This is a genomic window from Cellulomonas sp. P4_B5_2 (genome assembly GCF_056402235.1).
On record NZ_JBFUHU010000050.1, the window covers coordinates 1 to 14,549 of the forward strand.

Below are 14,549 nucleotides of genomic sequence, written 5' to 3' on the forward strand. Positions count from 1 at the left end.
AAGTTGTACTCACCGACGCGGGGTGGAGCAGCTCGGTAGCTCGCTGGGCTCATAACCCAGAGGTCGCAGGTTCAAATCCTGCCCCCGCTACAAACGAAGTTGCAGGTCAGAGGCCCTTTCGCTCAGCAGAGCGAGAGGGCCTCTCTTGTCGTCAGTCGACGACGACCTCGTCGATGAGCCCGGTGAGGGATCGCACGGTGCGAACACGCGGGCGCGCCAGGTTGTAGATCGCGACCCGTGAAATACCGCCGATGCGGTAGTCGGGTCGCGCCATCCGGCCGATTCGCCCGCAGGGCGGCGTCGCGACGATTGACGACGTCAACCTGAACCTTTCCACGGGAGTTGAGATCCATGTCAACGTTCCTCGCACAGCTCGGGCGCTTCAGTGCCCGTCACCGAGCGGTGGTGGTGATCGCATGGATCGCTGTCTTCGCCGGTCTCACAGGCATCCTCGGTGCCAACGGAATGGGCGAGTCCTCCGAGGACAGCATCCCCTCATCTCGCGCCACGCAGACGCTCGAGCGCATGTCCCAGGAGTTCCCGGGCGGCACGCCGACCGAGGGTTCGCAGAGCCTGCAGCTCGTGTTCCACCCCGACTCCGGCACGGTCACCGACCCCGCCGTCGCGGCTCAGATCCACGCCGTGTTGAACGACGCCGCGTCGCTCCCCGGTCTCGAGTCGATCAGCGACCCGCTCGACCCCCAGACCCCCTACGTCTCGGCTGACGGGAGCCTCGCAGTGTCGACGCTGTCCTTCGTGGGCCTCGACGAGGATGCGCAGGAGACCTCGTACGACGCAGCGCTCGCTCTCCAGGAGTCGGCACCGGACGACCTCGGCGTCGAGCTCGGCGGCAATCTCGTTCCGCTCGGCGCTCCCGAACAGGGTGTCGGCGAGATGCTCGGCGTGCTCGCGGCGTTCCTCGTCCTCCTGCTCACCTTCGGGTCGTTGCGCGCTGCCGGCGCCAACCTCCTGGTTGCCGCGTTCGGCGTCGGGGTCGGCATCCTCGGAGTGTTCGCGTACGGCTCGATCAACCCGATCGGCGCGAACACGATCATCCTGGCGTCGATGCTCGGCCTGGCTGTCGGCATCGACTACGGCCTCTTCATCGTCTCCCGCTTCCAGCAGGAGCTCCGCTCCGGAAGGACGGTTACCGACGCCATCGCCCGCGCCACCGGGACTGCCGGGACCGCCGTCGTGTTCGCGGGCGCCACGGTGATCGTGGCTCTGGTGGCACTCATGGTCGCCAAGATCGGGTTCATCACACAGATGGGCATCGCTGCGGCGTTCGCCGTCCTCGTCGCCGTCCTCCTGTCGCTGACGCTGCTCCCCGTCCTGCTCAAGACCATGGGTCTGAAGGCGTTGTCCAAGAAGCACCGCAAGGACCTCGCCGACGGACGGCTCTGGACCGACGAGAGCGCGAGCAAGCGCACCTTCCTGCGTCGATGGGGCGCCTTCGTCGTCAAGCGACCCCTCCTCTCTCTGGTCGGGGGAATCGCAGTGCTCGTCGTTGCCGCACTGCCGGTCCTGTCCATGAAGACCGCCTTTCACGTCCCTGGTGGCGCCGACCCCGAGTCCACCGAACGCACCGCCTACAACCTCATCGTCGACGAGTTCGGCGGCATCCAGAGCCCGATCATCGTCCTGGCCGACGGTGAGAACGTCGCCAGCAGCACCCAGTCGCTCGAGAACACGCTCGCCGCACTTCCCGGGGTCGCCTCGGTGACGACCGCCGAGCTCAACGACCGCGGCGACGTCGCCCGCTTCACGCTGATCCCAACAGGCGGTCCGATCGACGACTCCACGACGAACCTCGTCCACGAGCTCCGCGAGAACGGCGACTCGATGGGGCCGGGGGTCACTCTCGAGGTCACGGGTGAGGCCGCCATCGGCATCGATCAGACGGCCGCTCTCAACACGGCACTCATCAAGTACGTCATCGTCATCGTCCTGATCTCGATGGCTCTGCTCATCCTGATGTTCCGCTCGATCCTCATCCCGGTCATCGCCACCGCGGGTTACCTGCTGTCGCTCCTCGCCTCGTTCGGTGCGAGCACGGCCGTCTTCCAGTGGGGCTGGAACTTCCCCCTGATCCAGGCGCCTCAGGGTGACCCGATGATGAGCCTCCTGCCGATCCTCCTCGTCGGGGTGCTGTTCGGCCTCGCCATGGACTACCAGGTATTCCTCGTCTCCCGGATCAAGGAGATGCACGACCGCGGGTCGGCGCCGAAGGACGCCATCGTCGAGGGCTTCTCCCGTGCAGCCCCGGTACTCGTCGCCGCAGCGACGATCATGGCGGTCGTGTTCGCCGGGTTCGCCTCGTCGACATTCAGCATCGCCGCGTCGATCGCGTTCGGGCTGTTCGTCGGCGTTCTGGCCGACGCCTTCATCGTCCGGCTGATCCTCATGCCGGCCGCGATGTCTCTGCTCGGCCAGTCGGCATGGTGGATTCCCCGGTCGCTCGACAAGGTGCTACCCCGGGTCGACACCGAGGGACACGCACTCGACGTCGGCCTGAACGAGCGTGAGCTCGAGGCTGCGAGCGTCTGACCCCCCGGGGTCGACGTCTGGGAGCTGTCGCCACAGGCGACGGCTCCCACGCTTTCGCCTACCGACACACTGGACGCCTCGACCTCCCGCGGTTATGTCGTGGTCCGAGGCACGCACTGGTCATGCTGAACCGACGTCGACCGTGAGAGGCAGATGCTGACGTGAGAAGTGACTCGAGGGGTCTCGTCGGGGGTGCCAGGGCGCTCGCGAGGGCGGGGCGCGGAGGTCGACCCACCCCGGCGGGGTGGCTCTTGAACGCCGTCGCACTCGCCACGATGCTCACAACCGCGTGGGTCCGCACGGGTCACGCGGTGCGGCCGAGCGCCGCCCTGCTGACCCTCACGCTCGTCGCCTGGGCGCCCCTGCTGATCCGGACCTACCGACCCCTGGTCGCGCTGGTGGGGACCGTCGTCGCAGACGCGTGCATCATCGCCTTCCTCGCGGTCCCGACGTCGGTCGCTGAGCTGTCGATCGGCATGGGTGCCTACCAGCCGGCTCCGATCGCCACAGTGATTGCGGCGTACACGCTTGCCTCGCGCGTGCCCCTGCGCTTCGGGTGGATCGCCGGCGCGGCCGCCGGCGCGATCCTGTTCGCGGTCAGCTTCCTGACGAGTCCTACGGACTTCCTGCTCGCCGACCTCGTCATGTTCTACCTGGTGCTGACGGGCACGGGCATCGGTTCGATCGTGACCGCCAGGCGGGAACGGGTGCGCCGTCAGCAGGCCGAGCGTGCCGAGCTCACCGACCGTGCCGTCCTCGACGAGCGGCTGCGGATCGCGCGCGAGCTGCACGACGTTCTGGCGCACAACCTCACGCTGGTCAACGCTCAAGCCGGCGTCGCGGAGTACCTTCTGCAGACGAACCCGGGCGCGGCTGCGAGTGCGCTGCGCGACATCACCAACCACACGACTCGTGCCATCGAGGACCTCCACGCCACGATCGGACTGCTCCGGCGTGACGACGGCACGGCAGCCGAGTCCCGGGCGCCGGCACCCGGCCTCGCGCAGCTGGACGACCTCGTCGGCTCGTTCGTCTCAGCCGGGACGAGCGTCGAGGTCACCACGGACGGTGCCTCCCGAGAGCTCAGCGAGATGTCCGATCTCGCGGCGTACCGCATCGTCCAGGAGTCGCTCACCAATGCGACCAAGCACGCACCCGGCGCGACGATCCGCCTGAGCCTGCGGTGGTCGCCGACGTCGCTCGAGCTCGAGATCACGAACGCGCTTCCCTCGACGAACGGCCACTCGACGGCGCCTGGCACCCGTCACGGGCTGATCGGCATGCGAGAGCGTGCCACGGCTGCGGGCGGCACGCTGGTGACCGGCGCGATCCCCGGACCGTCGTTCCGGGTGCACGCCACGCTGCCCTACGACTCGGTCCGCGCCGGCGGTGCGGACGAGGAAGGATCGACGTCGTGACCATTCGTGTGCTGCTGGCCGACGACCAGGAGCTGCTGCGGGCGACGTTCCGGCTGCTGCTCGACTCGACCGACGACATCGAGGTGGTCGGCGAGGCATCGACCGGTCGGGAGGCGGTCGACCGCACCAGGGCGACACGCGCCGACCTCGTGCTGATGGACATCCGCATGCCTGGCCTGGACGGGATAGCCGCGACCCGTCTCATCACCAACGACGAGGCGCTGGCGGGCGTCAAGGTGCTGATCCTCACGACGTTCGAGACCGACGAGCTCGTCCTGGAGGCGATCCGAGCAGGCGCCTCAGGCTTCCTCGGCAAGGGGACCGACCCCGCATCGCTCCTCTCCGCGATCCGCACGGTCGCCGACGGTGAGCAGCTCCTGTCGCCCGCAGCGACCCGTGCGGTGATCGAGCAGATCGCGAGCGCCCCACCCTCGAGACCTCGTCCGGGGATCGACGACCTGACGGACCGCGAGCGTGAGATCACTGTCCTGGTTGCGCGCGGGCTGTCGAACACCGAGATCGCGGAACAGCTCTACATCAGCCCCGCGACGGCCAAGACGCACGTCAACCGCGCCATGATGAAGACGGCGGCACGCGACCGGGCGCAGCTCGTCGTCTTCGCCTACGAGTCGGGGTTGATGTAGCCCCGCCGGCGGCCAACGGACGGTCGGCGCGGAGTCTCGGCGTCTCACACCCCGCCGCGGTAGGTAGCGATCGCACGGTCGCGTGAGGCGAGGAACAGCTCGACGATCCCGACAACGACGCAGTACTGCCCAACCTGCATGACGAACAACGGGAGTACGCGGCCCGCAGTCGAGAACGTGATCCGCCCTACCAGCACTGGATCTAGCACTGGATCGAAGAGCGGTCGGCGTCAGGTTCGTGACGCGTCGTGATGCCGGGGCCGTACTCGAGCCTCTTCAGTCGCTCTCGGGGGGCGCCGGGGCGCCGTCGCGCTCGTCGCGTTCAGCCCAGCGCAGCAGCGGCGCCAGGTCGAAGACCGCGTCATCGATGCCGGCGTGGAGGTCGCCGAGCTCGGCGTAGCGCGCGGGGACCGTGCGCAGGGTGCAGTCGCGGGGATCGACGTCGTCGATCTCGTCCCAGCGCAGGGGCGTCGACACGGTGGCGTCCGGGGTACCGCGGACCGAGTAGGCCGAGGCGATGGTGTGGTCGCGGGCATTCTGGTTGTAGTCGACGAACACGAGCGACGGGTCCCGGTCGCGCCGCCACCACGCGGTCGTGACGTCGTCGGGTGCACGGCGCTCCACCTCCCGCGCGAAGGCGAGCGCCGCTCGTCGCACGTCCGCGAACCCGTGCTCGGGCGCGATCCGGACGTAGACGTGCAGGCCGGAGCCGCCGGAGGTCTTCGGCCAGCCGACAGCGCCCAGCTCGTCCAGGACCTCGTGCGCCACGTGCGCGACCCGCCGCACCCGGTCGAAGGGGCAGTCCGGCATCGGGTCCAGGTCGATGCGCCACTCGTCGGGGCGTTCGGTGTCGGCCCGGCGGCTGTTCCACGGGTGGAACTCGACGGTCGACATCTGCACCGCCCAGATCACGTGGGCCAGCTCGGTCACGCACAGCTCGTCAGCGGTGCGGCCGTAGCGTGGGAAGTAGACCTCCACCGTCTCCATCCACGGCGGAGCCCCGCGCGGCAACCGCTTCTGGTGCACCTTCTCCCCGGCCACACCCGTGGGGTAGCGGTGCAGCATGCAGGGCCGCTCGTACAGCGCACGCACGATGCCGTCGCCCACGGCGAGGTAGTAGTTGGCGAGGTCGAGCTTCGTCGCCCCGTTGGCGGGGAAGTAGACGCGGTCGGGGTGGGAGAGCCGCACGGTGCGGGACCCGACCTCGAGCTCGACGGCGGGGGAGCTGTCCGGGGCCATGCCTCATTCAAGCGCGCTGCGTACGTCCGCGGCCGCAGGGTGGAACCCCACAGAGGCGGACGGGCGTGCTCAGCGGTCGGCGGTCCGCGCCATCTGGTCGCTCACGACGGGGTGCCCGTGACCGAACTGTGAGCCTGAACGCGCCTCGTCGAGCACGGAATCGCTGGACACTTCCGGTGTGGTCGCCGAGCGCAGTCGCCGAGGAGGTGTGCGTGGTGTGAGCGCGATCGTCGTCGTGGTGGCCCTGGCCGGCTGCTCGAGCCCGGCACAGCCGGCAGCAGCGCCGGTGGGCGCGCCGACGCGCGACGCGACGGTCGGGCCCGTCGCGGTGGACGGGCTCCTGCGGTGGGCGGACGGCAGCCCGGTGGCGAGCGACCCGATCGACGTCGCCGCCGCGCGCCTCGCCGTGCCCGGGACCGACTACGAGGTCGTCTACACGGTCCCGTCCGGCGGTGTCGACGACGGGTACCTGATCCCGCTGCGGCTGAGGGCGGACGGGCGGGCGGTGGTAGCTCAGGTGCCGGCGGACTCGTTCGACGACGGCCCGTGGCTGACCGCGCCCACCACCATGGGCTCACTCGACGGGGCAGCGTTCACGCCCTTCGTGGCGGCACGGCCGATCGCGGGGGACCACCCGCGGCAGGCGTTCGGCGCGTCGGTGGCTGATGGGGTCGCGGCGTGGCTGGAGACGGACAGCACCCAGGTCGGCACGCCGAGGTGGCGGGTCTTCGCGGCGGGCGCGGACGGTCGCGCCACCCTGGTCGCGCGTGCGGAGGAGGTCGGCGACGGCGGTTCCGACATGGCGGGGTGGACGACCGTCTCGCTCGGGCGCGTCTACTGGGCGGCGGGAGCGTCCGGCCACATGGATGTCTTCTCCCGCGCGGCTGACGGCAGCGGGCCTCTGGTCATGGTCGCGACCGGGGTCTCCCAGCCCACCGACTCGTCGGCGGGCGTCGTCGTCGTCCGGTCGGAGTTCCACGATCCCGCCGTGCCGCCCGGCGAGGCGTCGGTCGAGCGGGTGGTCGACGGGGAGCAGCCGCAGGTGGTCGTCCGCCGGTCCGGGGCTCCTGGGTCCGCGCTCGTCCAGCTCGTCGCCGACGGAGACGTCCTGGCCTTCGTCGCGACCACGCCCGCACAGTCGGGGGGCACGCTCTACGTCGTCGACACCCGTGCGCGAACGGCGAGGACGGTCGCCCTGCACGGGTCGGGACGTGAGGCGTCCCTCGCGCTGTGCGACGGCCGGCTTCAGTGGTCCGAGGCCGACGCGCAGGGCCTCGGCACCTCTGTCCCCACGTACGTGCTCGACCTGCTGTCGGGCGACCTGGCGAGGATCGACGTCGGCCGCGCGTTCTCCGGGGCGCTGTGCGGCGGCCGGTACCTCGCCTGGAACCAGCACGATGGGGCGGCCGGCTCGTCGGCCAGCACCGTCGTGGCGCGCTGGAACCGATAGGACCTGAGCGCGCTGGCCTCATGGGGACCTTCGCCCCTACGTGACGTCACCGCGCGAGCGAGAACCTGGAGATGCGGCCAGGTCGGGCCTCGTCCCTGACCCGTCGCTGGAGGACGTCGACGCGATCGTCGAGCACGACCCGGTGTTCCGTGTGGTCCGCGGCGGCGCGAGTCGGGAGGGTGGCTGATGGTTCAGCACACGGGCGAGATCGTCGCGGGAGCCCCGGTCCGGGCGGAGCGGGCTGCCGACACGTGGGGCCCGCTCTACCGCGCCGGGGCACTCTGCGCGGGACTGGCGGTCGCCTGCTACGCCGTCGCCCTGGTCGTCGTCGCCACGACGACCGCGCCCCCGACGTCGGACGGCGCGAGCGTGCTGGCTTTCGTCGACGCGCACCGGACCGAGTACATCGTCCGGCAGCTGCTCTGGTTGGTGCCCAGCCTGTTCCTGATGGTCGTCTTCCTGGCGCTGGCGCTGGCCGTGGCGCTGCGCGTCGAGAGCAGGAGCCTCGCGGCGATCGCCGGTCTGATCGCGGTGACGTCGTGGGCGGTGTCGTTCGCGTGGCCGACCACGGGTGACGGGTCGTTGGCCATGGTGGTGCTCAGCGACAAGTTCGCTGAGGCGAGTACCGCGGTCGAGCGGGCTCCGTTCGTCGCCGGCGCGGAGGTGCTGATCGCACTGAACGACGTGCCGGCCGTCATCGGGGTGCTGCAGACCCTCGGGATCCTGCTGATCTCGCTGCTGATGCTCCGGGGGATGTTCGGGGCAGGGGTCGCCTGGCTGGGCGTGGCGACCGGCGCGCTCGGGATCGTCGCCGAGGTGCTCCGACCGCTGCTCGGCTGGGCCTATGCGATCTACGGGCTGCTGCTGTTCGTGTGGCTGGTCTGGGTCGCGGTCGCGCTCTGGCGCCACGCGGCGGAGCAGCCGTCGGAGGCGCTGGTCGCGGCCTAGGGTCGGTTCCGGACGGCTTGTGTCCGGAACCGGAGGTCGGCATGGTCGGCGACGCGAACCCCACGGCCCGGGCGCTGCTGGCGCTCGAGCTCATCCAGGCCAGCCCCGGCATCACCGCGGACCGGCTCGCCGACAGGCTCGGCGTCTCGGACCGGGCCGCGCGGCGCTACGTCGCCACGTTGCGTGACGCCGACATCCCGATCGAGTCGGTGCGCGGTCCGTACGGCGGCTACCGGATCGGTCGTGGGCTCCGGCCGCCGCCCCTCATGCTCACGGCGGCCGAGGCGTTGGCGCTGGTCATGGCGGTGCTGGACGGGCACCACGACGCCGACGACCCGGCGCAGCCCGTGGGGACCGCCCTGAGCAAGATCGTGCGGTCGCTGCCTGCCGCGGTGGCCGGTCCCGTGCAGGCGGTCCGGGAGACCACCGCGCCCGCGCCCGACCGCGGGGCCGCCCGGCCGGACCCGACGACGGCGACGGCCCTGGTGCAGGCCTGCTCCGCGCACCGGCGCGTCCGGGTGGCCTACCGCTCGGAGGGCGGCAACGCGTGGCAGACGGTGGTGGACCCGTGGGCGGTGGTCGTGCGGCACGGCCGCTGGTACCTGCTGTGCCACTCGCTGTCGTCGGACGCCCGCCGTGCGTACCGGGTGGACCGGGTCGAGGGCGTCGAGCTGCTCGACGAGACGTTCACGCCGCCCGAGGACCTCGACCCGGTGGCCGAGCTCGAGGCGCACCTGGCCGTCGGGTGGGAGTTCGACGTCGACGTGCTCCTGCAGGCACCCGCGCACCGCGCGCAGCAGTGGCTCCCGCGCGACCTGGGCAGGGTCGAGGCGGTGGACGGGTCGACGTCGAGGCTGGTGGGGTCGACGAGCAACCCGCCCTGGTACGCGGAGCGGCTCGCCGTCGTCCCGGTCGGCTTCCGGGTGGTGGGTGGACCGGAGCTGCGGGCCTGCGTCGGCGCGCTGGGCCGGCGCATGCTCGCGGCCGCGGACGAGGTCAGCCCCGTCTGATCCACGTGAGCGCCGAGCCGGAGACCGGGCGCCAGTCGTTCGGGGGGTCCTCGCCGACGCGCCCGTCGACCACCTCGCGCAGCAGGTCGGCGTGCCCGGTGTGCCGGCCGTACTCCTCGATCAGGTCGAAGAGCAGGCGGCGCAGGCTGGCATGGTTCCCGCGGTCGTCGCCGTCGTTCACGTCCTGGTCCAGCCCGCCCTCGGCGAGAGCACCGTCGAGCCGGGCTCGCGACCGGGCGACGGCGTCGTCCCAGGCCGCATAGAGCTGTTCGGGGGTGTCGTGCACGGCCGAGAGGATCTCGGTGTCGTTCTCGCTCCAGCTCGCGGGGTCCCACATCGGACCGGGGTGCTGACCCGCGAGCTTCCAGCTGAACGTGGTGTCCTCCACCGCGGCGAGGTGCTTGAGCAGCCCGCCGAGAGTGAGGGCGGAGGCGCCCACGTGCTGGGCGAGGCCCGCGCGGTCGAGCCCGTCAGCCTTCCAGCGGAACGTCGTGCGCAGCCTGTCGAGGGCCCCGACGAGGTGGTCGAGCTCGGTGCCGGCGAGGGGCGGTTCCCAGGGGATCGTCGTCGTCATGCGCCCGACCGTACGACCGGTTCCGGACGTTCTGCGTCCGGATGAGCGGCGAGACAGAACGCGTCCGACAGGTGAGACGCCTTGACAGCATGTGGACGCCGTCTCACACTCGTCGCATGCCCGTCGCCCGGCCCGTGCTCGTGACCCCGCTCCACGCGGGGTCCGTCGCCGTGCCGTCGATGCGCCGGTGTCTCTGTCGAATGTGTCACTGACGACCCAGTCGTCCCGGTCCCCGCAGCTCTGAGGAGCTCGCCGCGGGACCCCCGTGCCGCTCAGCGGCACAGCCCGTGATCGACCTCCCCGCGGTGAACCCTGCGGCGTCGGTCCGGACCATCCAGACACATCGCGAGACCATCGATGGAGCAGACCGTGCCGAACCGTACCCGTATCGACCTCCTGCCGATCCAGGAGGCCGTCGCCGTCGCCTCGCCCAGCGCGTGGCAGGACGGACTCGTCTCCCACCAGGCGCCCGGCGCCCTCACGGTCGCCCTGCTGGACGGCCGCGTGGCCGAGCTGACGACCAGCGCGACGCCCGCGATCGGGGAGCCCGTCGCGGTGCACCTGGTCGCGGAGGTCGTCGCCCTCGGGGGCGCGTGGTACTCCGCGCGTCCCGTGGTCAGCTAGGCATCGAGGCCATCGCCGAGCGGCACGCCTCGACCATCGCCGTGCAGGCGGACGCGCAGATCCGGCAGTGCTCCGACATCTCGGCGTGCATCATGCACTCGGCCGCGCAGGCCTCGCCCATGGTCATGCAGGCCGTCATCATCGACCGCATCACGCCCATGTCGTAGCCGTTCGGGCGCATCATCATCCGCATCATCGTCGTGGCGACGTCCGCGGTGTTCATGCACATGGACGCACATCGCCCCATGTTCTCGGCGCCGTCGGCGTCCGCGCACATCGTCGCCGCCATGGAGGCCGCGGAGCACGCCTCGATGCAGCCCTGCATCATCGACATGTCCATGCCCGTCGTCGCCGGCATCGGCATGGACTTCATCATGTCCGCCATCATGCTCATCGTCGTTCCGCCCTCGTCGTCGCGTGATCGCTGATCGGACGACGCTACGCCGAGCACCGGCTGCCCCGCCATGGTCTGCGGCGGAACCTCAGATCCGGAACTGCCCGACGAGGCCGCGCAGCTCTCCGCTCACCCGCGCCAGGTCCGCGCCGGCGGCCTCGCTCTCGACGACCGCGATCGAGGTCTGGGTCGCAGCGGCCGCGACGTCGACGATGGTGGAGGCGATCTCGCTCGAGCCGGCCGCCACCTCGGTCACCGAACGGCTCATCTCCTGCGTCACGGAGGTCTGCTCCTCGATCGCACTGGCGACGGTGGTCTGGTAGTCGTTGATCCGGCGCACGACGTCACCGATCTCGCCGATCCCCGCGACGGCACCCGCGGTGTCGGCCTGGATGGCCTCGATGCGTGCGGTGATGTCCCCGGTGGCCTGCGCGGTCTTGCGCGCGAGCTCCTTGACCTCGTTCGCGACGACGGCGAACCCCTTGCCCGCGTCGCCTGCGCGAGCCGCCTCGATGGTGGCGTTGAGGGCGAGCAGGTTGGTCTGCTCGGCGACGGACGTGATGACCTTGACCACCTCGCCGACCTCGAGGCTCGAGGCCCCGAGGCGCGCGACCAGGAGGGTCGTGGCCTCGGTGACCTCGACGGCATGCAGGGTGACCCGGGAGGCCTCGCCCGTGCTGTGGGCGATCTCCCGGATGGACGAGCCCATCTGCTCGGCGCCGGTGGACACGGACTGCACCTCGCGGGAGACCTCCTCCGCCGCCGCCGCGACCACCTCCGCCTGGCTCGAGGAGCTCAGGGCGTTCCGCTCGATCCGCGCGTTGGCGCCGGTCAGCTCGGTCGAGACGACACCGAGCTCGTCCGCGCTCGCGGCGACGCGGCGCACGACACCGTGCAAGTCGTCCATGAAGGCGTTGAACGCGGTCGCGAGGGCACCGATCTCGTCGTCGTGCTCGATCCTGACGCGCGCGGTCAGATCGCCGTCGACCTCCTCGATCTGGCTGCGCAGCCGCCCGATCGGCGCGAGCACGCCGCGAGAGAACATCACCCAGAGGGCTCCCAGCAGGAGCATCGTCACCGCCAGCACCGACCCGGCGACGAGCTGCAGGGTCTTCTGATGGGACTGCACCGCGGCGAGCTGCACGCTCGTCGTCGCGTCCACCTCGGCCTGGACCGCGTCGAGGTCGGCACCGATGGCGTCGCTGACCTCGACGTTGCGGGTCGTCACCGAGGCGGCCGCCGCCGTGAAGTCGCCTGTCACCACCTGGTCGTGACCCTCGGCGAAGAAGGCGTCGTAGCCGTCGATCGAGGCGCGCAGCTCGGCGAACACCGGGGCGAGGTCGGTCCCTGCCGCCAGCGCGTCCGCTGTGTCGAGCTCGGCCTCGAGCGCAGTGGACCAGTCCACCGCCTGGTCGTACGTCGTGCTCCACAGCTCAGAGCCCTGGTCGCCGCCCGTGGCCGCGACCAGCACGTACATGTTGTTGGCGCCGTCGTAGGCGAAGAAGTCGCTGCGCATGTGGGACACGGCGGTCTGCATCGCACTGGTGTCCGCGCGGAAGTCGGTCACGGTGGCGGCGGAGCTCGTCGCCTGCTGCAGCACGAACCCGTCCACCCCCGCCAGGACGATCGTCAACGCACCTAGCGCCGCAGCGCTCTTCCGGCCGAGGCTGGAGCTCACGTGGGACGGCTTTCTGGTCTGCGGCTGATTCCCGACTGGCGCAGGGCTCGCCACGGTATGAGTCCCACCCGCCGCGCGAGCATGGGGTCATCTGCCCGCCTCATCGGCACCCGACACCTGTGGTTGAGAGGTCGGATGGCGGGAGATGTGACGCCCCGGTTCGACGGCCGCTCGCGCGACGGTTCCGGCGGAGCGGCGAGACTCAGCCGGGAGGTGCGGGCAGGCTCGGCGACCTCCGCGTGCGGCCGGGAGAGACGCCGACCTCGCGCTTGTACGCGCGGCTGAACGATGCCTCCGAGTCGTACCCGAGCTCGGAGGCCACCTCGCGCACCGTGGCGCGGCCGTAGCCGAGCCGGTCGGCGGCGACGTGCATGCGCACCCGGGTGACGTACTGCATCGCGGGCTCTCCGACGACCTCCGTGAAGCGCGCGGAGAACGCGGACCGGGACATCGCGGCCTCGTGGGCCATCGTCGCGACGGTCCACGGCCGGCCAGGCGCGCGGTGCACGGCGGCGATCGCTGTGCCGAGCTGCGGATCGCGCAGGGCACCGAGCCAGCCGGTGGTGACCTGCTGCGCGTCCAGCCAGGCGCGGATCGACTGGATCACGAGGATGTCGGCCAGGCGGGTGGTGACGGCCTCGCCGCCCGGCCGGGCGTGGGTCAGCTCGTCGGTGGTGAGGGCGAGCGTGGCCGCCATCCACGCCCCGCCCTGCCGACCGTCGACGTGCACGACCGAGGGCAGCAGGTCCAGCAGGAGCCTGGAGGATGCCCCGTCGACCGAGAGCACTCCGCAGATCAGCTCTACCCGGGGTCCGGAGCCCCGGTGGCGCAGGACGGAGTAGTTCGGGCTGAGGAACTCCTGCGGCAGCTCGTCGACCCGGCCCAGCGACGGTACCCCCGGCGCGCTGCGCAGCAGGTGGCCGCGTCCGTGGGGAACGAGCGCGAGGTCGCCCGGGACCAGCCGTACGGGCGGCGCACCCTCGACCTCGACCCACGCCTCGCCGACCGTCACCACGTGGAAGCTCACGCAGTCGCCGAACGCGGGCATGTCGACCGCCCAGGGGCCGTCCGCCTCGGTCTTGCTGTAGAAGACGCCCGTGACGCGCAGGTGGCGCAGGGCCTCGCCCACGGGGTCGACGGGGGTCCAGGGCAGATCGACGACGAGCTGCGACATGATCCCTCCCTGGATGATCTGCGATGAAATGGCGACGGCTCATCATAGACCGTCCAGCGGAGGGCTGGTGGGGTGGAAGCACGGAATCCCCACCACACCGAAGGAGACAGATCATGAAGGTTCTCGTCGTCGGGGCGACGGGCGGCTCCGGCCGCGCCGCAGTCACCGAGCTGGTCGCACGCGGGCACGACGTCACCGCGCTGTCGCGCCACGCGTCGTCGCTGCCCGGGGTCCGGGGGATCGACGGAGACGCCACCGACGCCGCGCTCGTGGACCGGCTGGTCCAGGGGCAGGACGCCGTGGTCGTCACGCTCGGCATCAGCGAGAGCGCGGCCCGGGTCCGCCTGCGCGGTCCGTCGGGCACTCCGCTCGACATCCGGTCGCGGGGCACGCGGACCGTGCTGGACGCGATGCGCCGCCACGGGGTGCGTCGCGTGGTGGTGCAGACGTCCTACGGCACCGGGCCCTCGAGCGCCGGCCTCCCGCTGGTCAACCGCGTGATCTTCGCGCTGTTGCTGCGCCCGCAGATCGCGGACACCGAGCGCCAGGGCACTGAGCTGCGCGCGAGCGGACTCGACTGGGTGGAGGTCCAGCCCGTCACCCTCACCGACGAGCCGTGGGCCGGTCCGCCCGTGACCTCGACCGGCGGGGAGATCGAGGTGACGCGGGTCTCGCGTGCGCAGGTCGGGTGGGTCCTCGCGGAGGCCGTCGACGACGCGAGCCTGGTGCGTCAGACGGTCGCCGTATCAGCCGGCGCACGCGTGCCGGACGCCGTCAACGCGTGAACGACCACACCTGCCCGGCACGCAGGTCGACGCGCTCCTGCGCGGCGCCGTGGCGGACCAGGAC

The 14,549-nt window shown here is 71.2% G+C and carries 15 protein-coding genes and 1 tRNA gene; 10 read left to right on the forward strand and 6 right to left on the reverse strand.

Translation table 11 applies throughout. The features are described from left to right. Positions 1–16: 16 nt before the first annotated feature. Positions 17–90: transfer RNA gene (locus AC1DUQ_RS05335), tRNA-Met, on the forward strand. Between the two features lie 61 nt (positions 91–151). On the opposite strand, the gene AC1DUQ_RS05340 is transcribed toward AC1DUQ_RS05335, so the two are convergent. Continuing rightward, complete coding sequence (locus tag AC1DUQ_RS05340) at positions 152–274, reverse strand: hypothetical protein (protein ID WP_477061530.1); 123 nt, start codon at positions 272–274, stop codon at positions 152–154. Between the two features lie 77 nt (positions 275–351). Here AC1DUQ_RS05340 and AC1DUQ_RS05345 point away from each other — a divergent pair, with 77 nt between their 5' ends. The 3 genes from AC1DUQ_RS05345 (at position 352) to AC1DUQ_RS05355 (ending at position 4,609) form a co-directional block, all read left to right on the forward strand. After that, the gene (locus tag AC1DUQ_RS05345) at positions 352–2,547 is read left to right on the forward strand and encodes an MMPL family transporter (RefSeq protein WP_477073483.1); all 2,196 of its coding nucleotides are present in this window, start codon (positions 352–354) and stop codon (positions 2,545–2,547) included. Between the two features lie 275 nt (positions 2,548–2,822). Beyond that, positions 2,823–3,965 (forward strand): sensor histidine kinase, encoded by a 1,143-nt coding sequence (locus tag AC1DUQ_RS05350; protein ID WP_477061532.1) that lies wholly within the window; start codon positions 2,823–2,825, stop codon positions 3,963–3,965. Next, a complete protein-coding gene (locus AC1DUQ_RS05355; protein WP_477061533.1) occupies positions 3,962–4,609 on the forward strand; it encodes a response regulator transcription factor in 648 nt (215 codons plus the stop codon). Before AC1DUQ_RS05350 ends, AC1DUQ_RS05355 begins: the two co-directional genes overlap by 4 nt. A gap of 276 nt (positions 4,610–4,885) precedes the next feature. On the opposite strand, the gene ligD is transcribed toward AC1DUQ_RS05355, so the two are convergent. Beyond that, entirely contained in the window at positions 4,886–5,848 is a 963-nt protein-coding gene (gene ligD, locus AC1DUQ_RS05360) for a non-homologous end-joining DNA ligase (protein ID WP_477061534.1), read from the reverse strand. 217 nt (positions 5,849–6,065) lie between these two features. Here ligD and AC1DUQ_RS05365 point away from each other — a divergent pair, with 217 nt between their 5' ends. The 3 genes from AC1DUQ_RS05365 to AC1DUQ_RS05375 all read left to right on the forward strand — a co-directional run bounded on the left by AC1DUQ_RS05365 (position 6,066) and on the right by AC1DUQ_RS05375 (position 9,256). Beyond that, entirely contained in the window at positions 6,066–7,298 is a 1,233-nt protein-coding gene (locus AC1DUQ_RS05365) for a hypothetical protein (RefSeq protein WP_477061535.1), read from the forward strand. Between the two features lie 186 nt (positions 7,299–7,484). Then, the gene (locus AC1DUQ_RS05370; protein WP_477061536.1) at positions 7,485–8,246 is read left to right on the forward strand and encodes a hypothetical protein; all 762 of its coding nucleotides are present in this window, start codon (positions 7,485–7,487) and stop codon (positions 8,244–8,246) included. A 41-nt stretch (positions 8,247–8,287) separates the two neighbouring features. Then, the gene (locus tag AC1DUQ_RS05375; RefSeq protein ID WP_477061537.1) at positions 8,288–9,256 is read left to right on the forward strand and encodes a helix-turn-helix transcriptional regulator; all 969 of its coding nucleotides are present in this window, start codon (positions 8,288–8,290) and stop codon (positions 9,254–9,256) included. On the opposite strand, the gene AC1DUQ_RS05380 is transcribed toward AC1DUQ_RS05375, so the two are convergent. Continuing rightward, positions 9,243–9,830, reverse strand: a complete 588-nt coding sequence (locus AC1DUQ_RS05380; protein ID WP_477061538.1) for a mycothiol transferase — start codon at positions 9,828–9,830, stop codon at positions 9,243–9,245. The genes AC1DUQ_RS05375 and AC1DUQ_RS05380 overlap by 14 nt on opposite strands. A gap of 369 nt (positions 9,831–10,199) precedes the next feature. Between AC1DUQ_RS05380 and AC1DUQ_RS05385 the strand changes: the two genes are divergently transcribed. Further along, positions 10,200–10,454 (forward strand): nuclease, encoded by a 255-nt coding sequence (locus tag AC1DUQ_RS05385; protein WP_477061539.1) that lies wholly within the window; start codon positions 10,200–10,202, stop codon positions 10,452–10,454. On the opposite strand, the gene AC1DUQ_RS05390 is transcribed toward AC1DUQ_RS05385, so the two are convergent. Next, the gene (locus tag AC1DUQ_RS05390) at positions 10,447–10,779 is read right to left on the reverse strand and encodes a four-helix bundle copper-binding protein (protein ID WP_477073484.1); all 333 of its coding nucleotides are present in this window, start codon (positions 10,777–10,779) and stop codon (positions 10,447–10,449) included. The two genes, AC1DUQ_RS05385 and AC1DUQ_RS05390, sit on opposite strands and share 8 nt — an antisense overlap. Between AC1DUQ_RS05390 and AC1DUQ_RS05395 the strand changes: the two genes are divergently transcribed. Continuing rightward, the gene (locus tag AC1DUQ_RS05395; protein ID WP_477073485.1) at positions 10,682–10,882 is read left to right on the forward strand and encodes a hypothetical protein; all 201 of its coding nucleotides are present in this window, start codon (positions 10,682–10,684) and stop codon (positions 10,880–10,882) included. The two genes, AC1DUQ_RS05390 and AC1DUQ_RS05395, sit on opposite strands and share 98 nt — an antisense overlap. A 54-nt stretch (positions 10,883–10,936) precedes the next feature. On the opposite strand, the gene AC1DUQ_RS05400 is transcribed toward AC1DUQ_RS05395, so the two are convergent. Further along, complete coding sequence (locus AC1DUQ_RS05400; protein ID WP_477061541.1) at positions 10,937–12,481, reverse strand: methyl-accepting chemotaxis protein; 1,545 nt, start codon at positions 12,479–12,481, stop codon at positions 10,937–10,939. Positions 12,482–12,728: 247 nt separating this feature from the next. Continuing rightward, on the reverse strand, positions 12,729–13,700 hold the full coding sequence (locus AC1DUQ_RS05405; RefSeq protein ID WP_477061542.1) for an AraC family transcriptional regulator: 972 nt from the start codon (positions 13,698–13,700) through the stop codon (positions 12,729–12,731). 113 nt (positions 13,701–13,813) lie between these two features. Between AC1DUQ_RS05405 and AC1DUQ_RS05410 the strand changes: the two genes are divergently transcribed. Next, a complete protein-coding gene (locus tag AC1DUQ_RS05410) occupies positions 13,814–14,485 on the forward strand; it encodes an NAD(P)-dependent oxidoreductase (RefSeq protein WP_477061543.1) in 672 nt (223 codons plus the stop codon). Positions 14,486–14,549 lie beyond the last annotated feature (64 nt).